Source organism: Pseudomonas sp. S2_B10, assembly GCF_054668425.1.
Window position 1 is genome coordinate 5806091 of the sequence record NZ_CP162768.1, and the last position, 21715, is coordinate 5827805.

At 57.1% G+C, this 21715-nt stretch carries 23 protein-coding genes; 14 read left to right on the forward strand and 9 right to left on the reverse strand.

Annotated elements, in window-relative coordinates:
* The first annotated feature begins 14 nt into the window (after positions 1 to 14).
* The 3 genes from AB4O45_RS26080 to AB4O45_RS26090 all read left to right on the forward strand — a co-directional run bounded on the left by AB4O45_RS26080 (position 15) and on the right by AB4O45_RS26090 (position 2906).
* A complete protein-coding gene (locus AB4O45_RS26080; protein ID WP_016774580.1) occupies positions 15 to 392 on the forward strand; it encodes a type 1 fimbrial protein in 378 nt (125 codons plus the stop codon).
* Positions 393 to 730: 338 nt separating this feature from the next.
* Positions 731 to 1162, forward strand: coding sequence for a hypothetical protein (locus tag AB4O45_RS26085; protein WP_460160835.1), 432 nt, complete (start codon positions 731 to 733; stop codon positions 1160 to 1162).
* A 115-nt stretch (positions 1163 to 1277) separates the two neighbouring features.
* Entirely contained in the window at positions 1278 to 2906 is a 1629-nt protein-coding gene (locus tag AB4O45_RS26090) for a methyl-accepting chemotaxis protein (protein ID WP_095179876.1), read from the forward strand.
* A gap of 38 nt (positions 2907 to 2944) precedes the next feature.
* Here AB4O45_RS26090 and AB4O45_RS26095 read toward each other — a convergent pair whose 3' ends face one another.
* Positions 2945 to 3529 (reverse strand): hypothetical protein, encoded by a 585-nt coding sequence (locus tag AB4O45_RS26095; protein WP_056785683.1) that lies wholly within the window; start codon positions 3527 to 3529, stop codon positions 2945 to 2947.
* A 330-nt stretch (positions 3530 to 3859) separates the two neighbouring features.
* Here AB4O45_RS26095 and AB4O45_RS26100 point away from each other — a divergent pair, with 330 nt between their 5' ends.
* The gene (locus AB4O45_RS26100) at positions 3860 to 4816 is read left to right on the forward strand and encodes a fimbrial protein (protein WP_056785684.1); all 957 of its coding nucleotides are present in this window, start codon (positions 3860 to 3862) and stop codon (positions 4814 to 4816) included.
* Here the strand turns inward: AB4O45_RS26100 and AB4O45_RS26105 are convergent.
* Together AB4O45_RS26105 and AB4O45_RS26110 are read right to left on the reverse strand one after the other, a co-directional pair.
* Entirely contained in the window at positions 4811 to 5170 is a 360-nt protein-coding gene (locus AB4O45_RS26105; protein WP_016774585.1) for a response regulator, read from the reverse strand. The genes AB4O45_RS26100 and AB4O45_RS26105 overlap by 6 nt on opposite strands.
* 23 nt (positions 5171 to 5193) lie before the next feature.
* Positions 5194 to 6633 carry an ATPase domain-containing protein gene (locus AB4O45_RS26110; RefSeq protein WP_130899380.1) on the reverse strand — a complete coding sequence of 480 codons (1440 nt, stop codon included), beginning with the start codon at positions 6631 to 6633 and terminating at the stop codon, positions 5194 to 5196.
* A gap of 313 nt (positions 6634 to 6946) precedes the next feature.
* Here AB4O45_RS26110 and pstS point away from each other — a divergent pair, with 313 nt between their 5' ends.
* The 6 genes from pstS to AB4O45_RS26140 all read left to right on the forward strand — a co-directional run bounded on the left by pstS (position 6947) and on the right by AB4O45_RS26140 (position 12199).
* Positions 6947 to 7978 (forward strand): phosphate ABC transporter substrate-binding protein PstS, encoded by a 1032-nt coding sequence (gene pstS, locus AB4O45_RS26115; protein ID WP_051600442.1) that lies wholly within the window; start codon positions 6947 to 6949, stop codon positions 7976 to 7978.
* Between the two features lie 74 nt (positions 7979 to 8052).
* Positions 8053 to 9018, forward strand: a complete 966-nt coding sequence (gene pstC / locus AB4O45_RS26120) for a phosphate ABC transporter permease subunit PstC (protein WP_024012838.1) — start codon at positions 8053 to 8055, stop codon at positions 9016 to 9018.
* Positions 9018 to 9929, forward strand: coding sequence for a phosphate ABC transporter permease PstA (gene pstA, locus AB4O45_RS26125; protein ID WP_460160836.1), 912 nt, complete (start codon positions 9018 to 9020; stop codon positions 9927 to 9929). Before pstC ends, pstA begins: the two co-directional genes overlap by 1 nt.
* A gap of 75 nt (positions 9930 to 10004) precedes the next feature.
* Positions 10005 to 10766, forward strand: a complete 762-nt coding sequence (gene pstB, locus AB4O45_RS26130; protein WP_016774591.1) for a phosphate ABC transporter ATP-binding protein PstB — start codon at positions 10005 to 10007, stop codon at positions 10764 to 10766.
* Positions 10767 to 10859: 93 nt separating this feature from the next.
* Positions 10860 to 11558 (forward strand): hypothetical protein, encoded by a 699-nt coding sequence (locus AB4O45_RS26135; protein ID WP_150635412.1) that lies wholly within the window; start codon positions 10860 to 10862, stop codon positions 11556 to 11558.
* Entirely contained in the window at positions 11558 to 12199 is a 642-nt protein-coding gene (locus AB4O45_RS26140; RefSeq protein ID WP_460160837.1) for a hypothetical protein, read from the forward strand. The genes AB4O45_RS26135 and AB4O45_RS26140 overlap by 1 nt, the downstream gene beginning before the upstream one ends.
* A 36-nt stretch (positions 12200 to 12235) precedes the next feature.
* Here the strand turns inward: AB4O45_RS26140 and AB4O45_RS26145 are convergent, their stop codons facing one another.
* The 3 genes from AB4O45_RS26145 to AB4O45_RS26155 all read right to left on the reverse strand — a co-directional run bounded on the left by AB4O45_RS26145 (position 12236) and on the right by AB4O45_RS26155 (position 14748).
* Positions 12236 to 12628 (reverse strand): RidA family protein, encoded by a 393-nt coding sequence (locus AB4O45_RS26145; RefSeq protein ID WP_009049394.1) that lies wholly within the window; start codon positions 12626 to 12628, stop codon positions 12236 to 12238.
* Between the two features lie 232 nt (positions 12629 to 12860).
* Positions 12861 to 13892: a chorismate mutase gene (locus AB4O45_RS26150; RefSeq protein ID WP_460160838.1), complete on the reverse strand. Its 1032-nt coding sequence runs from the start codon at positions 13890 to 13892 to the stop codon at positions 12861 to 12863.
* 34 nt (positions 13893 to 13926) lie between these two features.
* A complete protein-coding gene (locus AB4O45_RS26155) occupies positions 13927 to 14748 on the reverse strand; it encodes an NAD(P)-dependent oxidoreductase (RefSeq protein ID WP_460160839.1) in 822 nt (273 codons plus the stop codon).
* 148 nt (positions 14749 to 14896) lie between these two features.
* On the opposite strand from AB4O45_RS26155, the gene AB4O45_RS26160 reads away from it, so the two are divergent.
* Positions 14897 to 15757, forward strand: coding sequence for a LysR family transcriptional regulator (locus tag AB4O45_RS26160; protein ID WP_460161525.1), 861 nt, complete (start codon positions 14897 to 14899; stop codon positions 15755 to 15757).
* A 1-nt stretch (position 15758) separates the two neighbouring features.
* Here the strand turns inward: AB4O45_RS26160 and AB4O45_RS26165 are convergent, their stop codons facing one another.
* Positions 15759 to 17270, reverse strand: a complete 1512-nt coding sequence (locus AB4O45_RS26165; protein WP_460160840.1) for an MFS transporter — start codon at positions 17268 to 17270, stop codon at positions 15759 to 15761.
* Positions 17271 to 17438: 168 nt separating this feature from the next.
* Here AB4O45_RS26165 and AB4O45_RS26170 point away from each other — a divergent pair, with 168 nt between their 5' ends.
* Together AB4O45_RS26170 and AB4O45_RS26175 are read left to right on the forward strand one after the other, a co-directional pair.
* Positions 17439 to 18197, forward strand: coding sequence for an SDR family oxidoreductase (locus AB4O45_RS26170; protein ID WP_130926593.1), 759 nt, complete (start codon positions 17439 to 17441; stop codon positions 18195 to 18197).
* A gap of 79 nt (positions 18198 to 18276) precedes the next feature.
* Entirely contained in the window at positions 18277 to 18783 is a 507-nt protein-coding gene (locus AB4O45_RS26175; protein WP_042609814.1) for a nuclear transport factor 2 family protein, read from the forward strand.
* Here the strand turns inward: AB4O45_RS26175 and AB4O45_RS26180 are convergent.
* Together AB4O45_RS26180 and AB4O45_RS26185 are read right to left on the reverse strand one after the other, a co-directional pair.
* Complete coding sequence (locus AB4O45_RS26180; protein ID WP_460160841.1) at positions 18755 to 20143, reverse strand: heavy metal sensor histidine kinase; 1389 nt, start codon at positions 20141 to 20143, stop codon at positions 18755 to 18757. The two genes, AB4O45_RS26175 and AB4O45_RS26180, sit on opposite strands and share 29 nt — an antisense overlap.
* Positions 20116 to 20811, reverse strand: a complete 696-nt coding sequence (locus tag AB4O45_RS26185) for a heavy metal response regulator transcription factor (RefSeq protein WP_039760267.1) — start codon at positions 20809 to 20811, stop codon at positions 20116 to 20118. Before AB4O45_RS26185 ends, AB4O45_RS26180 begins: the two co-directional genes overlap by 28 nt.
* Before the next feature lie 215 nt (positions 20812 to 21026).
* Between AB4O45_RS26185 and AB4O45_RS26190 the strand changes: the two genes are divergently transcribed.
* The gene (locus AB4O45_RS26190) at positions 21027 to 21635 is read left to right on the forward strand and encodes a hypothetical protein (RefSeq protein ID WP_042609816.1); all 609 of its coding nucleotides are present in this window, start codon (positions 21027 to 21029) and stop codon (positions 21633 to 21635) included.
* The last annotated feature ends 80 nt before the right edge of the window (positions 21636 to 21715 follow it).

Consider the following 21715-nt stretch of genomic DNA (forward strand, 5'->3'; position numbering starts at 1 on the left):
CATGGAGTTTCGCGATGATCATTCGACGTCCTTTATTGATTGCCTGCCTTTGCCTGCTCGGTTTTGACACCGTCAGCGCAGCCCAGTCTGCGCCGGTCAGCGGAGTGATTCGCTTCAGCGGTCGAATTGTCGAGGCAAGTTGCATTGCCAGTGGCGCCAGCCATTCTTCTGTCGAGTTGCTTGATTGCCCCCAGGCAAGCACCGGGCAGATTTTTACCGTGAACAACGTCAGTGCGGCAGGGCGAGGTGAGTCGCGCCAGCAGGTGTTTGTGAAGGTGATTGCCGATACTCATGAGCAGGACGATTATTACGACCAGCGCTTGCTGCTCACGGACAACAAGGGTCACCAGATAACGAGCGGTAATTACGTAGTGACGATGACGCTGCCTTGATGGCTTGGAAAGAATGAGTCTGCGCCCCTTGTTTCAAGGTTACTGACAAAAAGGGGCGTTAATAATGAGAATTGTCTGGTTCGCACAGAACCGTCCCGCGCTTCTGGCTTGTCGCCACTCCCCTGCGTTGCAAAATCCCTCCTTCAACACTTTCTGAGCCAGACCATGCGCCGATCGCTTGGGCTGTCGTCAAGGTGTGGCTTTTTATCATCTATCCCTGCGTTCATTTTTGAGACAAGTCTCATATCAGGCAGGTTGGCCCTTGGTTATTTTCTTGAAAGGAAGAATGGAGCTGCCAAAGGTGCCCGATGTTTCTTGAAAATAACCGCAGTCGATCCTTGCGGATCCTGATCGCCGATAGCGATGTGCGCAGAGGTCTGTCAATCGAACAGCAGTTCAACAAGCTGGGCTGTCTCAGCGTCTTGAACGTTTGCACTTATCGTGACCTGAAAATACTGACGTATTACTGCCCTCAACGGTTGAGCCTGGTCGTCGTCAATGCTGAGCTGCTCAGCGAGATGGCGATGGATCCGCTCGACTTTTTCGGGGAAAACCCGCTGATTCGTCATTTGCTGATTTTCAATCCCAACGATGATCACCAGTGGTCGAAGACCTTCTTCAACCCGCATCCGCAACGCTGGATGCGCCTGGTCTCGAAAATCAATCTGCCGCGACTGGCAGATTTTCTGATGCTGGCCGACCCGGTGCTCAAGGAACTTGCGGAGCCGGCCTCGACCGACTCCACACTCTCTTCGTGCGCAAACCGCTAGCTGCTGCACCTTCCCGCGATGATCCACGTAGACGCTGAGGTGCTATTGCCCAGCGCCTGCTGTGCCGCCCACTCGTTTGCCCCATTGTCTTGAATACACTCTAAGGTAAGGCATCATGCTGCTTCGTAAACTCAATCTCGCGCCTCGTTCGGCGCTGTGTTTCGGCTTGTTCTGTCTCATGATTATCGCGATCGGATTGATCGCTCTGCAGCAAGTCGACTTGCTCAACAAGGCAGAAACGTACGTCGAGACGACGATCGTGCCGAGTATCAAGCTGCTCGGCCAACTCGATCGAGAGTTCGTCGAAATCAAGGGCAACAACGCTCGCTTGCGCAATCCCATCGAAACCCCTGAGCGCAAGGCGCAAGCCCTGATGGACATTCAGCAGTCGCGTCAGCTGATCAAAAAACATCAGCAAGCGCTCATTGATCTGCTGGCCACTGACGCTGGGCGCGAGGCGTTCGAGGAGTTTGCCAAAGCACAGAAGGTCAACGATCTGGCTCAGGAGCAATACCTTCAAACCGTGGCGAACGGGCAGCTTGAAGCGGCCATTGCGTTGTCAAAGAATCAGATGCGTGCTGCCTCGGATGGCGTACAAGTCGCGCTCAAGAAGCTGATTGCACTCAACGAAATAGAAGCTTATGAGGCGGGCAAGCAGGCCGACAATGTCTATGAGCACACGCTGTTGATCGTCAGTGTGTTCATTCTCATCGCGATCGGTGCTTCGTTGGCCCTGGCCGTGTTGTATACCCGCAGCCTGACGGTACCCATTGCAGGCTCGCTAAGGGTGGCGGAATGCATCGCCGCCAATGATCTGAGCGAAACCATTGCGCTGGATGGCTCTGATGAGGCGGCGCAAATGCTGTCGTCATTGGCGGCGATGCAAACCAGCCTGCGAGATGCCTTGATCATGATCCGTGATTCGTCCACGCAGTTGGCCGAGACCTCGGAGGTCATGCACGGCGTCACTGAAGATATCTCGCGTATCACTCAACGTCAGAGCCATGAAATCGAAATGGCCGCCACCGCCGTCACTGAAATGAGTGCAGCGGTGGAGCAGGTTGCAGACAACGCCGCATCGACCTCGCAGTTGACGTCGGAATCAAGTGCCGCAGCCGTCGCCGGTCGAAGCCAGGTCAGCGACACGGTAGCCGCAATCAACCTGATGGTGTCCAGCGTGCACAGCACCTCGGCTGAGGTGCAGGCGCTATCGACCATGGCGAGCGATATCAGCAGCGTGCTGGACGTTATCCGAGAGGTTGCCGAACAAACCAATCTGCTTGCCTTGAACGCAGCGATCGAAGCAGCGCGGGCGGGGGAGGCGGGTCGCGGTTTTGCCGTGGTTGCCGATGAGGTGAGAGGGCTGGCGCAGCGTACTCAGAAGTCGACCGAGGACATCGAGTCCATGGTCAGCTCCATTCAGTCGGGCACCAGCCGCGCAGTTTCCTCCATGAGCCACACCCGCGCTCAGGCCGAGAGAACGCTCGAAATGGCCAATATCGCCGGCGAAGTGCTGACCGACATCACTGGCTCGCTGAATCTCATCAACGAGCGAAACCTGCTGATGGCAACCGCTGCCGAGGAGCAGGCTCAGGTTGCGCGGGAAGTCGACCGCAGCCTGATCAGCATTCGTGACCTGTCATGTGAAACCGCAGAGGGGTCGAAACAGACGGCAGTTGCATCGGCGGAGCTGTCGCAACTGGCGGCATCGCTGAATAAATTGACCAAGGAATTCAAGCTTTAATCAGTAAACGTAAAGCCCTGGCTACCAGGGCTTTTTGATCAGCGCTCGATCGGCGCAGCAAAGTCTTGCGCATGGGGTGCAGAGTCAGTTTGTGCTGGCGATGCGGTTTGTGCTGTCAACTGCTCAATGCAGCTGGCGAGTTGTTTTTCATAGCTTTCAAGTACCGCTTCGGCTTCAGCTTCGCGCTCATCACGCAGGCGGAAGAAATCGTCGCGATTGAGTTGGTCCGCAACAAGTCGGATGTTTTGCTCGATGATCGCGCACAGTGAATCTTCATCCTCTAACGCCGCGCTGGTCAGGGCTGCCTGTCGATTGTTTTCGAGTTCGGTTTTTGCGTGCTCAGCGGCCTTCGCCTGTTCCTTTGCGCTAAGCAGGTCGGCTTCCAAAACCTGTTTCTGTTCCGCCAGGCGCTTCAGTTCTGCGCTCATCGACTGGATTGCATCGGCGCGCTGGGTGAGTTGGACCTCCTGTTGTTGCACCACAGCCTTCAGTGGAAACAGTTCATTGAGTTGGTAGCCGGCGACCACAGTCATGGCGATCAGTGCCAGCGCAAGAATGGTCAGGCAGTAGATGGCGGCGTTGCTCTGGGGTTTTGAGCTATTGAGGGTATCGAGGGCTCTCACGGAATCGTTTCTCCTATCAAGAGTAGACAGTGTAATAACCTCGATTCGCTGGGCCTTTAAGACGAGTCTTAAATTGTGCTCTATTTGCGTATGTCGATAACGGCTAACATTTGTTAACGAATTCGCAGAAGGCTTCTTGTTTAAACCGACTATCTAAAGTTTCTTGTGGGTCCATGAGAATTGTCTTGTTTGCGAATAAATAAACTTTTTGCTCAAGCTCCTTTTTTTCATTATCGTCTGCTGCCGCTTTGGTGGCGTTTACTGCTGATAGTTCACGCAATCGTCCGCCATTCAAATGTTTGCAAACACGGCGAGTTCAGAGAGATTGCTATGAAGTTTTCCCATGTTTTAATTGTCGGTTTTTTGTATTTACTGCCATTTAACGCAATGGCTGCAGTTTGCGAATTTTATCCCGACCATTCCAAGGGCAGTGTCAGGGTGGTTCTTCCAGCCACGATCTCGGTGCCTCGTGACACGCCCAACGGCACGGTTATCTATGAAAGCCCGATCGTGACCCTGGGCGCCATACCCAGCTCATTCAGGTGCTCTGCGGTACACAACGAAGGTGTACGCAATACTGTCGGCGTTACTCAGCCGGGCGCGGAGATTTTTCCTATCGGAAATACCGGAATCGGCTGGCAATGGGTCCGACCGCCATCGGGGAAAGCGTGGAAAGGCTTTCCAGGAACTACCGACACTGCTGGCGGTTGGGGTTGGAATGGTTCTGAGCACATCTTGCGTTTTGTAAAGACGGGAACTATTTCCGGCAGTGCGACGATACCCTCAGGCCAACTTGGGACCTTCGTCGCTGCAGAAATCGAGCCTCTGGCAATGAATACAAATGGCACGCGGATCGTCTCGCAGTCTTGTGAAACACCTGATGTGAAAGTGGATATGGGCAGCTACACCATGAGCGATTTTTTGCAGAACGGTGACTATGCCAAGGAGAAATATTTCTTTCTTGATATGAAAAACTGTCCTCCCGGAATCAATAACTTCAGGTACTCCTTTTCGCCCACTGCGGGCAGCCCTGCATGGAGCGCTGATACCGGCGTGGTACACCTCAACAGTAATTCCACTGCCAAAGGGCTGGCATTGCAAATGCGCTTCAGTGACAGGACGATACTCAAGCTGAACCAGAATTACATAATGAAAGCGCCAACATCGAGCGGCGGTAATGCATCCGTTTCCTTGCAAGCCCGCTTCGTGCGCATCGAGCCTTCCAATGCGCAAATGCGAGCGGGCGATGCCAATGCCGAAATTGCCTTTGTCGTCGAGTATCTATGAGCCCAACAGCCTCTTCACCTCAGCCACAATCACCGCAATATCAAACGGCTTGGGCACCACCACATCAAACAGATCCGAACGCTGCATGCCGATGTGCGCTTGCGCGCCACTCATGAGAATGATCGGCAAGTGTTTGACGGACGGCTGGGCACGCACGGCTTCGGCGAATTCGAGGCCGTCCATGACCGGCATCATGAAGTCAGTGATGACCAGGGCTGGACGTTCTCTTTCCAGCACTTCGAGAGCCTTCTTGCCATTGCTCGCGGTCACAGTCATGAAGCCCTCATCCTCAAGCGCAAAGCCAAGAATGTCAGCAATCAGATACTCGTCGTCGACTACCAGGATGGTGGTCATGTTATTTCAACCCGCTTGCAGACTTACGAAATTGAACCAGGCAATGACTCAGCTGTGACTGAAGGTTCATTTTTCAAAGCCTTTTCCAGGAACACATCTTGATCACGGATAACCACCTCGAACCGCGACGGGTTGTAGGAGCTATCACGTATCTTGAGAATGGAAAGCGTCCTGTGAAGTTCAGCGTGATTCTCAAAGAAACGCATGAGCATCAGGTTGTCGACAATACTGGACAGGTCGGAGTTCGGTGCGCTGACCTCGGAGCCGAACAAATCGCGCATTTCCCATGAGGCGAACACCGTAACGCCTCTGGATCGCAGCTCATTCATCAGCGCGCTGAAAAAGTCGGTGATGCGTTCCGGTGTGGTTGAAACCCGAGTCATGCCGCTGAGGCTATCGATGAACAGGCGCTTGATGCCTTTTTCATCGACCAGGCTCAGCAGGCGTGCGCCGAGGCCGTCCAGCAAGCCTTCGGTAGTTGGCTGCCAGGCAATGCTCAGCGCACCGCTGTGTTCCATGTGTTCGATATCAATGCCCAGCGAACGGCCTTTCAGCCGCAGCCGCTGCGGGCTTTCATAGAAGCCGAAGTGCAGGCCCGGCGATTCGGCCGTCGACTGCGCGATGAACTTCAGACCCAGCGTGGTCTTGCCGATCCCGGAAGGCCCCATGACCAGCGTCACGCTGGAGCTGTGCAAGCCACCACCGAGGATGTCATCCAGTGAAGCAATGCCGCTGGGGATGCGCGTCATGTCCGCGCTGTCAGGGGCGGAAGGGCGCTTGTAGAGGCTTTCGAGGCGAGGGTAGACGACCAGGCCGTTATCGGTGATCTCGCACTCGTGAAGACCGGTCAACGCGCCGCTGCCGCGAGTCTTGCGCAAATGAATGCGGCGCACCGAACGGGTACCGAACAGCTCTTCACCCATTTCGATGACGCCGTCGACCATCGTGTGCTCGGGGCTGCCGTCATCCAGGCGCGAGCTGGTCAGGAACAGCACGGTGCAACCGGCAAATGCGGCATGGCCTTGCAGTTCAGAGATGAATTTTTTCGTGTCGATCGGCGAGTCGGCTTTGGAACGTGCGTTGAGCAGGCCGTCGACGACCATGACGGTCGCCTTCTGCCGGGTGATTTCGCGCCGAAGCAGCTTCACGACTTCATCAAGGCCTTCGTTTTCCAGCGTATCGAATGCGCTGACAAACTGAATTTCCGCGCCGACTCGCGAAGCGTCGAAAAAACTCATGGTCGACAGGAACTGGAACAGCCGGTCGTGGGACTCGGCCAGCAACGTGGCGACCAGCACACGACCGCCATTACGGGCATGGTGAAACCCTAGCTGGTTGGCAAGGATGGTCTTGCCGGAGCCCGGACGCCCTTGAATGATGTACGAGGCACCGGCGACAAAGCCCCCCTGAAGCAACGCGTCGAGCCCTTCGATCCCGCTTTGAAGGCGTTTTAGCTTTTCCACAATGCGACCCTGATCTGAATAAACAGGCTTGTTCAGCCGAATGAGTGAAATGCTAACGCCATTTCCGGTTGAGGGCCATAAAGGCTGGGGAAAAGTAGCGTTTTTGCAATGTGAACCTCGCACGTGACTGCTCGGGATCAGGGGGTAGTGACAAGTCCGGCACAGGAAGATTCGATTTTTCGAAACCCGGAGGCCGATTACATCCATAGGCGCTGCTGCGGACCATGAGGGTAACGCTTGCCACTTTGCTTTCATGAAATCGTCACAAAACTGCTGCAGAGTTCGGGAGCCCGTAATCACTAGGTGTCATTTAATGAAAAGTTTGATGAAGTCTGCTGCGCTCGCCATTGCGGTATCTCTTTGTGCCACCTCGGCCTCCTTTGCAGCAGAAAATGTTCGCCTGACGGGGTCCGGAGCAAGTTTCCCGGCGCCGATCTATCTGACATGGTTCAAGGATTTCAGCAAGAAATCCGATGGTGTCACTGTCGATTACCAATCCAAGGGCAGTGGCGCGGGCGTACAGGACTTCTTGAACAAAACCGTGGATTTCGCTGCCAGTGACTCGGCAATGAAAGACGAAGATATCGCCAAGGTCGCCGAAGGCGTGCAGTTGCTGCCAATGACCGCCGGGGAAATCGTGCTGGCCTATAACCTGCCGGGCAATCCCAAGGGCCTGAAGCTGCCACGCGACGTCTATTCCAACATTTTCTTGGGCAAGATCACGCGCTGGAACGATCCGCAGATCGTCGCAGCCAACCCGGACCTGAAACTCTCCGATACGCCGATCACGGTTGTCGTGCGTGCAGATTCCAGCGGTACTACCGCGGTATTCACCAAGCACCTGGCAACCGTCAACGCCGAGTTCAAGCAGGCGTTGGGTGAGGGCAACACCGTCAACTGGCCGGCCAGTGACAAGTTCATCAAATCGCCGAAAAACGATGGCGTAACCGCTACCGTGCGCCAGACCCCAGGTGCGATTGGTTACATCGAATATGGCTTCGCGAAGCTGGCCAAGGTCGACTTTGCCCAGTTGCAGAACAAGGCAGGCAATTACGTCGTGCCAAACGCCGAAAGCGGTGCCGAGGCCCTGGCGGCGGTGAAGATGCCGGAAAACCTGGTGGCCTGGCTGCCTGATCCGGACGGTGCCAAGTCCTATCCGATCACCTCTTATACCTGGATGATTTTCCGCAAGGATAATGGCAACCCGGCCAAGGCCAAAGCCATGCGTGAAATGGTCGAATACAGCCTGACCGAGGGGCAGAAGATTGCCGATTCGATGGGTTACATCCCGTTGCCGCAATCGGTCGTCGAACAGGTTCGCAAAGCGTCCGCCAACATTCAGTAACGCCGTGAGGTCTCTCTCGGCGTGTGCGTCTGCACCACGCCGGGAGAGTTTTCCCCCTGTTCCGGACTTAGCCCATGAACAAACCTTTTGTCGTACCGGTTAATCCCGACTCTGCCTGCCAGCCACCCTCGACGAAGGATTTCCTGGTTGATCGCACCTTCCGCGCGCTCGCGCGTATCGGTGTGGTACTGATTCTGGCGCTGGTATTTGCACTGGTATTCGAAGTCGGACGCAAGGCACTTCCCGGTATGGAGAAGCACGGCTTTGATGTGCTTCTGGGCAGTGTGTGGGACGTCAACCAGGGCAAATACGGCATCCTGCCGGCCATCTGGGGCACGCTTTACAGCGCCTTCATCGCTTTGCTGATCGCCGGTGTCTTTGGCGTGAGCATGGCGATTTTCCTGACCCAGGACTTCCTGCCGACCAAGCTCGCTGCGCTGTTTCGCACCATCGTCGAACTGCTCGCGGCCATTCCCAGCGTGGTCTATGGCCTGTGGGGGATCTATGTGGTGATCCCGGCGATTCGGCCGCTGACGACCTGGTTGAACAGCGAACTGGGCTGGATACCCTTTTTCGGCACGTCCCTGAGCGGTCCGGGCCTGCTGCCCGCAGCTCTGGTGCTCGCCATCATGATTCTGCCGACCATTGCCGCCGTTTCGCAGGACGCGCTTACGGCTGTGCCGATGAAAACCAAACAGGCCGCGTACGGCATGGGCACAACCCATTGGGAAGCGATTCTCAAGGTGATGGTGCCTTCGGCTGCCACCGGCATTTTCGGCTCTCTGGTGCTGGGCCTGGGGCGCGCGCTGGGTGAAACGATGGCGCTGGCCATGCTGGTCGGCAATGCCAACAACATTTCCCTCTCGTTGTTTGCACCGGCCAACACGCTTGCCGCTCTGCTGGCGCTGAACTTCCCCGAAGCCGGACCAAACGAGATCGAGGTGTTGATGTATGCCGCGCTCGTGCTGATGTTGATTACGCTGATCGTGAACATTTTCGGCTCGATGATCATGATGTACGCCCAACGGGGTAACAAGTGATGACTGATCTGACCGCAGCAACAGACCTGACGGCGCCAACCGGTGCGATGCCCAGCTTGCAACGCAGATTCGAAGGCCGTGCGCTGCGCAGCCTGATCCTGACCACCCTGGTCTGGGCAGGTGCTTTGCTGGCCAGCGTGCCGCTGATTTCCGTGCTCTACATGCTGATCACCCGCGGTGGTGCGCGTCTGAACCTGGAAGTCTTTACCGAACTGCCGCCGACCGGCTTCGAGATGGGCGGCGGTTTCGGCAACGCGATGGCGGGTACCTTTGTGATGGTCGGTATCGCGGCAGCGATCGCGGTGCCGGTCGGGATCATGGCGGGCATTTTTCTGGCTGAACTGGGGCCTGACAGCAAGCTGGGGAACGCCGCACGTTTTGCCGCCAAGATGCTCACGGGCCTGCCGTCGATCCTGGCGGGGGTGTTTGCCTACGCTTTGGTAGTGATGACCACCGGCACGTATTCGGCACCGGCAGGTGGCGTGGCGCTCGCCGTCCTGATGCTGCCTATCGTGGTACTGACCGCCGAAGAATCGATGCGGATGGTGCCCAAGATCATGAAAGATGCTGCTTATGGCATGGGCTGCACCCGCTCGCAGGTCATCTGGAAAATCATCTTGCCGACCGGCATGCCGGCGATCCTGACTGGCGTGATGCTCGCCGTGGCGCGTGCCGCAGGCGAGACGGCCCCTTTGTTGTTTACCGCGCTGTTCAGCAACTACTGGATCTACCACCAGGGCAATCTCGATGTCATGAATCCGACTGCGTCGCTGGCGGTGCTGATCTACAACTTCTCCGGCATGCCTTTCGATAACCAGCTCGAGCTCGCATGGGCGGCCTCGTTGGTGCTGGTGATGATCGTGCTGTTCGTGAACATCATCAGCCGGATTTTCGGCAAGCCCAAGTATTAAGAACGGGAGCATCTGATTTTGAACGTATCCACTGCGCAAATTGCCGCTCCGTTTGTCACCCAGGCGCCTGTAGTCATGGACTGCAAACTGGACAAGATTTTCTACGGCAACTTCATGGCAGTACGTGACAGCCACGTGCCCATCGAGAAAAACAAGATCACCGGATTCATCGGTCCCTCAGGCTGCGGCAAAAGCACCGTGCTGCGCAGTCTCAACCGGATGAACGATCTGGTGAAGGGCTTTCGTTTCGAGGGTCATGTGCATTTCCTCGGCCAGGACGTCTACGGCAAGGGCGTCGATCCGGTGGTCGTACGCCGCTACATCGGTATGGTGTTTCAGCAGCCTAACCCGTTCTCGATGAGCATCTTCGACAACGTGGCTTTTGGTCTTCGCCTCAATCGCTACAAGGGCGATATCGGTGACCGCGTCAAGCATGCGCTGCAAGGCGCCGCGTTATGGGATGAGGTCAAGGACAAGCTCAAGGTCAGCGGCCTGTCGCTCTCCGGTGGCCAGCAGCAACGCCTGTGTATCGCCCGGGCAATCGCCACCGAGCCGGAAGTCCTGCTGCTGGATGAGCCTTGTTCGGCACTGGACCCGATCGCCACCCGACGCGTCGAAGAGTTGATGGTCGAGTTGAAGAAGGACTACACCATCGCACTGGTCACTCACAACATGCAGCAAGCCATCCGTGTTGCTGACACCACAGCGTTTTTCTCGGTGGATATTTCCCAGGGCACGCGCACCGGTTATCTGGTCGAGATGGGCCCGACGGCGCAGATCTTCGACAACCCGCGTGAACAGATGACCGGCGATTACATCAGCGGCAAGTTCAGCTAAGTCACAGCACCGGTCACGGCCGCCTACCTGCACAAGCCAAATGGATTTGGCGGGCACCGGCGGACATTTACCAAGCGTTTCCAAGGAGCTCCAATGCCTGCCACGCATCGCCTTGATTTGCCTGCGATTGAACGCGCACTGCGTAACGTGCAGAGCCGTTTCGCCGAGCTCAGCCGGCACTTCACCGAGCCCCGAGACCCGTTCACTGACGAAGTCCTGAACAATGTGCTTGAAGGTTATGCGTTGGTTGACGAATATGTTGCCCGCGGCATCGACCTGTTCGATCTGCAGCAACTGAACCTGATGCTGGAGATCAATGCCACAGTGCTTTGTGGCCGGGATCCGGCGCGCCGGCTGGAATACGCCCAGCATCTGGCTGCGACTGAGGCGCACTTCTTCAACAATGTTGAGGGAGGCATCAAAGACTTGTACAACTGGTATTGCGCGTATCGCAGTGAGTCGGTCTGGAAGCGTGCAGCGGGGGTCTATGTGCGCATTCTGAGCAAGCCGCAGCTGTTTATCGAGGGCAATAACCGTAGTGGCTCGCTCATTGTGAGCTACCTGCTCATGCGGGCGGGGCTGCCTCCATTCGTGTTGACGCTGGAAAACGCCGAGGGCTATTTCAACCCGTCTTCGGTCATCCGCAACTCCGCCAAGCATGGCGTCAAGGCGTTGTACGAATTGCCCAAGATCAAGAAAAAATATGCAGCATTCTTAGAAGAACAGGCGCCCGATCCAATGAAGTTCTTTCTCAAAGACAAGCCCCTGCCTGTCTCCCAAGGTGGCCATTGATGAGCGGGGCTCCAGCATTGGCCAAATGCAGAACCTTCGCCAGCCGGGCAGGGCAAGTCATCCGCTGCGCTCTGCCGCAGCTGTTCAGGCGTCAGCGCATACGAATTTCGTTCGATATCGATGACACGCTCGCTTGCCAATTGCACCATTGCGCAGTCGAGAAAAGCCGACTTCCCGCCTGTATTCATCGTTGGCTGGGTGAGCCGTTGCGCATGGGCACGCGATCGCTGATCCGCGAGCTGCGCCGCCAGGACTGCAGTGTCTGGGTCTACACCTCATCCGGGCGCACGCCGTCCTATATCCGACGTTGGTTGGCGCTGTACGGTATCCGCGTCGACGGCGTGGTCAACAGCGTGCTGCACAACCGTGCCCTGACGGCGCACGGGATGTCGAATGCGCCTTCCAAGTATCCGCCAGCGTTCGATATCGACTTGCATGTCGATGATTCGGAAGGCGTGCAGATTGAAGGCAAGGATCATGGCTTCCGGGTGGTCGTGGTGCATCCCGAGGATGATCGCTGGGCGCAGAAAGTGCTGGATTCGGTGGCCAAGGTCCAGGCGCAGCTCGCTTGGCAGCAGATGTTCAGACATAAAAAGCCGGTGCCACAACGGGCGGAGACGTTCTTTGAGCCGCTTGGCTGAGCGAGTACGCGTTGGCTATCTGGACAGCAGCGCTCGTTATCGCTCTACGGCGACGCATTTGATCTCCACGAGAAGGCCAGGTCGAGCCAATTCACTGACACCAATGCAGGTCCATGCACAAGTGCTTCTCGGAAAGACTTTATCCTTTACGCGTCTGAAAATTGGCATGTGACGGTGCATGTCGACGTGGTAAGTTGTCATTTCTACGACATCTTCAAATTTACAGCCACCTGCCTCCAAGACGATCCGAAGATTGTCCCATGCAGCTAAAAACTGCTGCTCAGGTTCTTCAATGACGGATAATTCCGGCGTCCTGCCTACCTGACCCGCGCAGTAGAGAGTTTTTCCTACCTTTACTGCTGGTGCATAACCCGCGCGCTCGTAGATCAATCTCATGCCATCTGGAACAATGATCTGACGGTCAGTCATGATTGCGGAGCCCCAAGTTAGAACGGTTACGAAAGCTAACTCAGGGGCCAGAGCCGCGTCCACTCAGTTCACTTCTCATCTATTAATCAACCCCACAGGTGCTTTTAGCCGCTGCTGAGTCTTTTTGAACTCATTACCTAATGTGGCTACCTCGATCGATGCAAAAGGCGCGAGCCGGCAGCGTTACTGATCAGAAGCATTTCGATGGTTGGTTCGCTACTAGGCTGGCTCGTCAGTTCGTGTCGTCATCGCCTTGAAATATATCTGCGTAAAGTCGCGCGACTGTAGGGGTAAGGTTATGAACGGTAGGAATGAGAAAGTCGGCGTGTGGGGCGAGCCGTTTTACGTAGATGACTTCGTAAACCCTGCGCACGATTCCAGGTGCTGTTTCTTCCCGGTCCAGGCCAGGCATTATACCTACCGCTTTGTAACCGGCTTGCTCCAGTGCTTGTTGCATATACGGCGTGCGGGTTGTTGCCATGCCATAGATCAGCCCCGCGCCCATGAACGTGCCGATTTTTTCTCCCAGGTCCTGGGCCGCAACGGCCAGTCTGGCTTGTCTGTGCGGTTTGGCTACCGCGCCGACCCGCCCGAAAATAACGTCAGCACCGTCAATTTTTTCCCACGTGGCGATAGCGACAATCTCATCGTTCTGGCGGACGACGGTAGCGAATATGCCTCGATCCGGATCGTCTTCGAGCACCACGTTGTCTGCGTAGAACTGCTGGTCCAGAAACGGGCTTGCCAACCCCACCGAAATGGAGGGAAACCATGTCCGGAAAAAATCTGTCGCGACATTGATCTCCTCACGTTTCAGGTAATCCCAACTGTAGCCATAGGGTAAATCGGTGAAGCTGCGAATTTGCTCGATCGTTGGCCATTTCATGCGGTTCTGCTCGTTTGTCTGATTGCTTCGATAAGTGGCGCCGGGGTCAGCCCCGAGGGGTGAGGTCATTGGGGGTGTCGGGGCATGCCTGGCGGCGATCTGCCTGTGGCGCTCGACCACTTCGCCAATGACCAACTGCATCAGCCTCTGCACGATGGCCGTATCCAGCTCAGCCTCTTGAGCAAGTGCTGCCAGACGCTGGTATTGCTGCTGCTCTCTGGCCTCGTCTACCGCAGGCAACTGATATCGGGCTTTGAGCAATCCGACCTCATCGGTACAGCGAAACCGTTCCGCGAGCAGATGGATGAGCGCGGCGTCGATATTGTCGATGGTTTTCCTGAATGTTGAGAGTTGACGCGCGATGTCGGAGTTTTCCATGAATGACCTCGTGACAGGTGTTCGAAAGAGCTTCTCAATGATTCGTCTGCTGAGCGAAAACCGACCAGTCCTTGTCGCCATCCCCCCTGGCTACCCCCGACTTCATTTTCAATCGAACGGCATCCGCCGCTGGCAACTCCAGCCCTTTGAGGCGACCCGCATCGATCGCCAGATTCATATCCTTGAGGCCTAGCGACAGTTTGAATCCCGGTTCAAAATTGCTGCTGACGATGTTCTGCCCATAACGTTGATAACTGGGGCAGGCGAACAGGGTCTGGGTCATGAGCTTGATGAAAATCGAAGGGCTCAGTCCGTGGCGTTGAACGAGTCCGCTGGCTTCGCCCAGCGACTGGATGGCTTGGGTGATCATCATGTTGCCGGCGATTTTCGCGATACAGGCCTGTTCAGGTTGGTCGCCCAGATACCAGGTTTTTTTCCCGAGCAGGTCGAACAGCGGTTGGACGGTCGAGACAGCGGCCTGCGATCCGGCCGCCAGGATATTCAACTCGCCCTTGGCCGCCACGGCGGGCACGCCGAAGACCGGCGCCGCGATCAATGGCATGCCGACGGCTTCATGTTCGCGCTGCAACTCCAACATCAGCGAAGGCGACAAGGTCGACATCACGACATGCACGCAAGCTTTGTCTGCAGTTTCCAGAACAGCGCTGGAGAGCAGCACTTGCCTGACGGCGGCATCATCGGCCAGAAGAGTGATGACTACCTCTTGCTGGAACGCCGAGGCCGGCGTTTCGATAACGCTGATGCCTTCGAGATCCTTGATCGCCGCCTGACTGCGGTTCCATGCCGAGACGTGATGGCCAGCGCGGACGAGCAGTGGAATGATCGCTCTGCCCATGCTTCCCACTCCGATAAAACCAATCTTCATTTGCAGTCTCCGGTTTGTATTCGACGACGGTGAATGCAGACAAGTATGTCGGGCACGGGATTGCTACGGCACTGCCATTGCTGCACTCTCACTGTTCATTTTTGTACGGGGGCAGAGCATGGACTGGAGTGATGTGCGGGTCTTTCTCGCGATTGCCCGCAGCGGGTCATTGGGGGCTGCCGCCAAGCTGTTGGGGGTCAGCCATCCGACCGTGGGGCGGCGCTTGCAGGTGCTGGAACAGTTCAGTGGCCAACCCGTTTTCCTGCGTACCAACCAAGGTCTCGTGTTGACCGACAGCGGCGAGAAGCTTTTCAGCCTCGCGCAGGAAATGGAGCAAAGTGCGTTGGCCATCGAAAGGCGCCTCGCGGGGGACAGCGCACAGCCCGAAGGTGTGCTGCGCATTTCCTGCGCTGACTGGTTCGCCTGTTATGTCCTGGCCCCGGTGCTCAGTGAACTGCGCCTTCGTTATCCATTGATCGTGCCCGAGGTCATTGCCGGGCATCGATTGTTTGATCTGGCTCGCCGCGACGCCGACATCGCGTTTCGAATCGTTCCGTTCACCGAACCCGATATCGTGCACCGCAAGCTGATCTCCCTGACTTACGGGTTATACGCAGCCGTTGGATCTGCTGACCCTGAACCACAGGGCGCCGGGCTGGGTCTGATCACCATGAGTGTTGCCCAGTCTCATTATCCCGATGTGCAGTGGCTGCAGCAGCGTTACCCTCTGGCGCGTACCGTGTTTACCAGTAGCAGCCGCACAGTCCAGGCGCAAATGTGTGCGCAGGGGCAGGGCGTCGCGGTATTGCCCCGCGCTTTGGGCGACCAGTTGACGGCGCTGCGTCTGATCGATTCAGATGAACCGCCACCAGGCCGCGACATTTGGATGGGCTACCACCAGGACATGCGCCAGATGGACAGTCTGCGCGCGCTTGCCGACCTGGCCTCCGTCATGATTGGCACTCAGGCAGGCGGTTGATTCACTCTGCCGGCTGCATGGCCGCCGTTTGCAGCTCTGCAGCAGATTGGCGCGCCAGACTCAGACTCAGTCCTGCGCCTACCACCAGACACGCAGCGATGCACAGTATGGCGACGGTGAAGGCGTGGGTGATGGCCGCCGCGTCCGTGTCCTTGCCCAGAAGCGTGTAAAAAATGCCACCGATGATCGCTACGCTCAGTGCCGTGCTGATTTGCAGTGTGGAACTGGTGATGCCCGCAATCATGCCGGAATACGCCGGTGCCACGCGTCCAGTGATCATGCGCATCAATGTCGGAAGGGCCAGTCCTTGTCCGAAACCGATCAGAAAGAGAATCACGGCAAGGGACAGCGCAGAGGGCGTGACGGCGGTTGGCGTGTGCGCCACGAGCCAGGCCAATAGCACGAACCCCAGCACTTCGAGTGCCATTCCGAAGGGATTCACATAAGACCCCAGCAAACGCCGGAATAGATGGGTGGCGAGCGGCCCCAGCAAGAAACCAGCGCCGAATGGCAGAAAGACCAGACCTGCACTGAGCGGGCTCGTATGCAGCGCTCCCTGTAAATAGATGGAAAACAGCAGGAAGAACACGCCGATCGCGTAAAAAGTCAGCGCCACCAGCAATGCCCGGCCCAGCCCGGGCGCACGCAGTGCAGCAGGGTTCAGCAACGGCGCGCCTTGCGCTTGATACAAGCGGGCTTCGTAGCGCCAGAACAGCCAGGCCAGCAGTGGCACCGCCGCCAGCGACAGCCAGGCCCACCACGGCCAGCCCGCTTCACGTCCCTCGATCAGTGGAACGATCAGCGCCGCAAGCGTCAACATCGACAACAGCGTTCCACCCAGATCCAGCTTGCTGGTCTGGGGTGCGCGGGTTTCCTTGACCACGGGGATGGCGATCAGAATGACCAGCAACGCAATCGGTAGATTCACCAGAAATATCGACCGCCAGCCCAGGTTCATCAGGTTGAGCGAGATCAGAATCCCGCCAAGTGCCTGGCCGACTACCGACGCCAAACCAAACACCGCACCGTACAGGCTCAACGCCAAGGGTTTTTCCGACTCAGGGAATATCGCCTGCACTGAAGCGAGTGCCTGCGGCGCCATGACAGCGGCCGTCACGCCTTGCAGCGAGCGTCCGGCGATCAACACCCAGGGTGACTCGGCGACACCGCAGATCAGTGAGGCGACGGCAAAGCCAATCAGGCCAACGAAGAACATTCTCATGCGGCCAAAGATGTCGCCAAGCCTTCCGCCGGTGATCAGTGTCACGGCATACAGCGCCGCGTAAGAAGAGATGATCAACTGTTCGGCAGAGGAGGCCGTGCCCAGCGATTGCTGAATCGAAGGCAGCGCTACGTTCACGATGAAGAAATCCAGCGGCGGCAAGAATGCACCGACCAACAGGATGGCGAACATCAGCCAGCGCCGCTGTTCCGGAAGGGCTACTATTTTCTCAGGCATAAGGTCTCCTTTCTGAAACCCTTCGGCTCCAGAATATTTTCGATTGCGAGTCATGCTTTGAATAAGCTGACTTCAATCTAAACGATCAAACCCTGGCTGACGCCTCACATAAATGAACGGCCAATGTTCATTTATGGCAGTGCCGCTGCGCCCCTGCCTCCTCGCAAAATGGCCGCACTGTGGTTCCAGTCGAGCCACACAACCGAAATCGAGGAGTCAGTTATGTCAGGTAAATTCGCTGATCAGGTCGCAGTCGTCACCGGCGCGTCCACCGGCATCGGATTTGCGATTGCACAGGGTTTGATTGCCGAGGGCGCCAGGCGCGTTTACATCACCGGGCGTTCTGCAGCCACGCTGGAGGCTGCGGTGGCCAAGCTTGGCGACAGGGCGGTCGCGGTCATTTCCGATGTCGCGCGCCAGGTTGATCTGGACGAGCTCAAGGCGACGATTGAGGCGCACGGCGATCAACTGGACTCAGTGTTTGCCAATGCGGGTATTTGTGAAAAGAACCCGCTGGGCGAGACCACCGAGGCCGCCTATTTCAACATGTTCGACATCAACGTAAAGGGAGTCTTTTTTACTGTACAGACGTTGATGCCATTGTTGAAAAATGGCGCTTCGATCGTGCTGACGGCCTCTATCTGTTCCAGCAATGGCATGGAAGGACTGAGCCTCTACAACGCCTCCAAAGCCGCGGTACGTTCCTTTGCCAGGACGTGGGCCAACGAACTCAAAGGTCGCAAGATCAGAGCGAATGTCCTGAGCCCTGGCTTCACCCGCACACCGCTGATGGATAACGGCTTGAAGATGAGCGAAAGCGACGTCGCCGCGCTGCGTCAGCACGTCGAGCAGATCACGCCATTGGGGTACATGGCCGAGCCTGAGGAAATCGCCTCGTCGGCGCTGTTTCTTGCGTCTGCCGATGCGAAATATGTCAACGGTGTGGAGTTGATGGTCGACGGCGGCCTGTCGCAGATCTGACCACGTGCTCAACCGTAGCGCAGCCCTCGCGCAGGGCTGCCTTCCTCGCTTATGCGCAGCCCCTGCAGGAAACCTCATCATGAACAATGAACAACTGACAGCCCGACTGGACGCCCTGGAAAGTCGCGCCGCCATCGAGTCGCTGATCAGCGCCTACGCCAATGCTTTCGACCGCATCGACGCCTCGCTTCTTAGCTCAATCTGGCACGAAGAGTCGACACTGGATCTACCGGGTTTTGGCCAGGCTGGAAACCGTGACGAAATCCTGGCGATGGCGCAAAACAGCTGGCGCCAGATGCCCCATATGCACCACTGGATGGCCAACCCGCTGATTGAAATCGAGGGTGACAGCGCAGTGGGCACGGTAGCTGCGGATTGCCTGTTTCATGACATTGAAAAAGGCCCGGTGCAAGTCAGCGGTCTTTACCACGACAGGTTTGAACGTCGGGACGGAAAGTGGGCATTCCTGTCACGTCGTTTTGAAATGCATTTCCTGACGCCGTTAAAAGATTGGGTACCCGCAGCGGGCGAAGAACAGTTTGCACCGTTCGAGCAGCTCAAGGGAACGACAGCGAAAAACGAATAGTCCCGGCCCTTGGCTGTTCGACACCCACGTGGCCGTCATGCAGTTGCATGATGGCCACGACAATGGCGAGGCCAAGCCCGTAGGAGTCGGAATTCTGGTGCCGAGACGCATCGCCACGGTAAAAGCGGTCGAAGAGTTTGCCCAGGGTTTCGTCGCCCAGCACCGGCCCTTGGTTCTCCACCTCAATCCGGGCACCTCCGTGGGTTTCCAATACCCGTATCAGAATCTCGGTGCCCTCGTAAGCGTAGCGAACAGCGTTCGCCACCAGGTTGCTCAACGCTCTGCGCAGCAGCAAGGGGTCAGCGAGCACGATACCATCGCCCGTTATTTGGAAGCTCATTCGCCGCTCTTCAGCCAAACCCTCAAAATACTCAGCGATGCGCTGTGATTCGTCATGCAGCGACAGTTGCTGGCGCTCCACTACGGCTTGCGCTTCATCGGCGCGCGCCAGAAATAGAATGCTTTCGACGATGCGCGAGATCCGTTCGAGTTCTTCAAGGTTCGAAGCGATCAGCGCCTGATATTCGTCCTCGCTACGGCGTTGGCGAAGGGCAACCTGACAATGTCCCATCAACGACCCGACCGGCGTGCGGATTTCATGGGCAAGGTCGGCGGAAAATTGCGTCAGTCGCTGATAACCCTGAGCAAGACGATCAAGCATCGCGTTATAGGCGTCACTCAGCTGTTGCAATTCAACCGGCGTATCGGCGCTGTCCATACGGCTGTGCAGACGCTCAGGCGTTATGGCTGCGGCATGGGCGGCCATTTTGCGCAGCGGACGCAGCCCGCGACGCAATAACAGATAACCCAGCAACGCGGTTGCCAGAAAGGCAAGGGCCACGGCCAGGTAGATGCGCTCGCGATACGCTGCAAGCATCGCCATTTCCTTGCCCATAAGGTGGGCGGCCGTCAATCGGACTACACGGCCACCCGACGTCGTGACTACGGAGGCGGCGCGCAGCCTTGTTCCCGAGTCGGTCACGCCGCTGCGCAGATCACTGACGCTCAGCTTTGTGTCCTGGCCGATCACCGGCAGTTCAGGCAACGTGACGTTGAGTGGATTGACCTGGATGACCGGTGGCTGCCCCGGCTCTTCAATGATGAAGATGTCGTCTTCGCTGTCGAGCATGTTCTTGAAAATCTGCGGGCTGTCGCGCAGCTTTTCGATGGCGAGTTCGTAATGCAGGAGCTTGCGAAAATGCTCCAGACGGCCCATCACCGCGTGATCGCTGTAGACCAATACCGAGGCCTTCATCGTCTGATACAGATAGAAGCCCGCGCCGGTCACGGCCAGCATCGCGACCATGGCAAACGCCACGGTCGATCGCAGCGTCAGCGAGGGTTGGCGTCGGGACCGCATGGCCTCACCTCGCAGACATAGCCGATACCGCGAATGGTATGGATCAGCTTGATCGGGTAGGGCTGGTCGACCTTGTTGCGCAGGCGCTTGACAGCGACGTCCACCACGTTGGTATCGCTGTCGAAATTCATGTCCCAGACTTCCGAAGCGATTTGTGTCCTGGACAACACATCGCCGGCTCGACGGAGAAACAGATGGAGCAGGGCGAACTCCTTGTTGGTCAGCACGATCACCTGTTGTTGGCGGGTCACGCGGCGCCGGACCAGATCCAGTTCGAGATCGGCAAGGTGGAAATGGTCGGCTTCGCGCACGACACCGCGGCGCAGAATAGTGCGGATGCGCAACAGCAGTTCGGTAAACGAAAAAGGTTTGATCAGGTAATCATCGGCGCCCAGTTCCAGACCGCGAATGCGGTCTTGCAACTGGTCGCGCGCGGTAAGGAACAGCACGGGTACGTCTTGTCTGGCGCGCAACAGCTCGATGATCTGAAACCCGTCAATCCCGGGCAACATCACGTCCAGCACGATCAGGTCATAGGTCGTATGCAAGGCCATGTGCAGGCCGTCAGCGCCATGCTGGGTCCAGTCGACGTTGTAACCGGACTCACCGAGCCCCTTTTTCAGGTACTCACCTGTTTTGGTGTCATCTTCGATCAGCAGGATATGCATCGTCAGGCGCGCTCGGGTTTCTTCATGACGGGGTTAAGTCCGCGACATCGGTATCTCGGCTGTGCAGTGTAACGGGATGAGCGGGCGCAGTCGGTTACATTTCTGTCATACATGGTCAGGGTTGGCGAATGACAAAAATGTCATTCGACGGTCATCGTGACGTCCCGGTCTGCGGTCGAGGATGGCGACACATCAACCCATGAGGAATCGTCGCCATGCAACTCAAAAACGCCCTGTCTACCACGTTCGGTTTGGTGATGCTCAGCGCTGCCGTCATTGCCACCGCCGCCGACATGCCGGTCATCAAACCACTGCGCGGTACGGTGGAAAGCGTCAGCAACAACACGCTGACCTTCACTGTCCGCTCTGGCGCCCAGCAGACGATCGGACTGACTGACAAGACCGGTATCAGCCGGGTATCGAAGGCCAATATCGACTCGATCAAATCCGACAGCTTCATCGGCTCGGCGGCCATCCCGCAGGCCAACGGAACCTTGAAGGCGCTTGAGGTCACGGTATTCGACGCCAGGCTCAAGGGCAGCGGCGAAGGTCATTACGGTTGGCAGAACGCAGACGGCAGCACTGGCACCATGACCAACGGCACCGTTGGCAAACTGTCCAAAACCGACGGCCGCACGTTGACCGTCAACTACCAGGGCGGCGAGAAACAAATCGTCGTGCCGGATGACGTGCCTATCGCCTACGTCGAGCCAGGCAAAGCCGATGAGCTGGTCAAAGGAACGAAAATCGTCGTGTTCCCCGCTGCAGATGGCACCGCACGCGGCATTGCAGTCGGCAAGGATGGCTTCCAGCCACCGATGTAATCATCTGAGAAAGCTTGAGCGTTGCCGTCTCGCAACGCTCCGCTACACGGAAGGCTTGCAAGGGGAACCACGTGAGACAG

Excerpts from the sequence above, each read along its gene's own strand:
- AB4O45_RS26080 (WP_016774580.1), top strand. The coding sequence starts at position 15 with ATGATCATTCGACGTCCTTTATTGATTGCCTGCCTTTGCCTGCTCGGT.
- AB4O45_RS26090 (WP_095179876.1), top strand. The coding sequence starts at position 1,278 with ATGCTGCTTCGTAAACTCAATCTCGCGCCTCGTTCGGCGCTGTGTTTC.
- AB4O45_RS26100 (WP_056785684.1), top strand. The coding sequence starts at position 3,860 with ATGAAGTTTTCCCATGTTTTAATTGTCGGTTTTTTGTATTTACTGCCA.
- AB4O45_RS26105 (WP_016774585.1), bottom strand. The coding sequence starts at position 5,170 with ATGACCACCATCCTGGTAGTCGACGACGAGTATCTGATTGCTGACATT.
- pstS (WP_051600442.1), top strand. The coding sequence starts at position 6,947 with ATGAAAAGTTTGATGAAGTCTGCTGCGCTCGCCATTGCGGTATCTCTT.
- pstC (WP_024012838.1), top strand. The coding sequence starts at position 8,053 with ATGAACAAACCTTTTGTCGTACCGGTTAATCCCGACTCTGCCTGCCAG.
- pstA (WP_460160836.1), top strand. The coding sequence starts at position 9,018 with ATGACTGATCTGACCGCAGCAACAGACCTGACGGCGCCAACCGGTGCG.
- pstB (WP_016774591.1), top strand. The coding sequence starts at position 10,005 with ATGGACTGCAAACTGGACAAGATTTTCTACGGCAACTTCATGGCAGTA.
- AB4O45_RS26135 (WP_150635412.1), top strand. The coding sequence starts at position 10,860 with ATGCCTGCCACGCATCGCCTTGATTTGCCTGCGATTGAACGCGCACTG.
- AB4O45_RS26140 (WP_460160837.1), top strand. The coding sequence starts at position 11,558 with ATGAGCGGGGCTCCAGCATTGGCCAAATGCAGAACCTTCGCCAGCCGG.
- AB4O45_RS26145 (WP_009049394.1), bottom strand. The coding sequence starts at position 12,628 with ATGACTGACCGTCAGATCATTGTTCCAGATGGCATGAGATTGATCTAC.
- AB4O45_RS26150 (WP_460160838.1), bottom strand. The coding sequence starts at position 13,892 with ATGGAAAACTCCGACATCGCGCGTCAACTCTCAACATTCAGGAAAACC.
- AB4O45_RS26155 (WP_460160839.1), bottom strand. The coding sequence starts at position 14,748 with ATGGGCAGAGCGATCATTCCACTGCTCGTCCGCGCTGGCCATCACGTC.
- AB4O45_RS26160 (WP_460161525.1), top strand. The coding sequence starts at position 14,897 with ATGGACTGGAGTGATGTGCGGGTCTTTCTCGCGATTGCCCGCAGCGGG.
- AB4O45_RS26165 (WP_460160840.1), bottom strand. The coding sequence starts at position 17,270 with ATGACTCGCAATCGAAAATATTCTGGAGCCGAAGGGTTTCAGAAAGGA.
- AB4O45_RS26170 (WP_130926593.1), top strand. The coding sequence starts at position 17,439 with ATGTCAGGTAAATTCGCTGATCAGGTCGCAGTCGTCACCGGCGCGTCC.
- AB4O45_RS26175 (WP_042609814.1), top strand. The coding sequence starts at position 18,277 with ATGAACAATGAACAACTGACAGCCCGACTGGACGCCCTGGAAAGTCGC.
- AB4O45_RS26180 (WP_460160841.1), bottom strand. The coding sequence starts at position 20,143 with ATGCGGTCCCGACGCCAACCCTCGCTGACGCTGCGATCGACCGTGGCG.
- AB4O45_RS26185 (WP_039760267.1), bottom strand. The coding sequence starts at position 20,811 with ATGCATATCCTGCTGATCGAAGATGACACCAAAACAGGTGAGTACCTG.
- AB4O45_RS26190 (WP_042609816.1), top strand. The coding sequence starts at position 21,027 with ATGCAACTCAAAAACGCCCTGTCTACCACGTTCGGTTTGGTGATGCTC.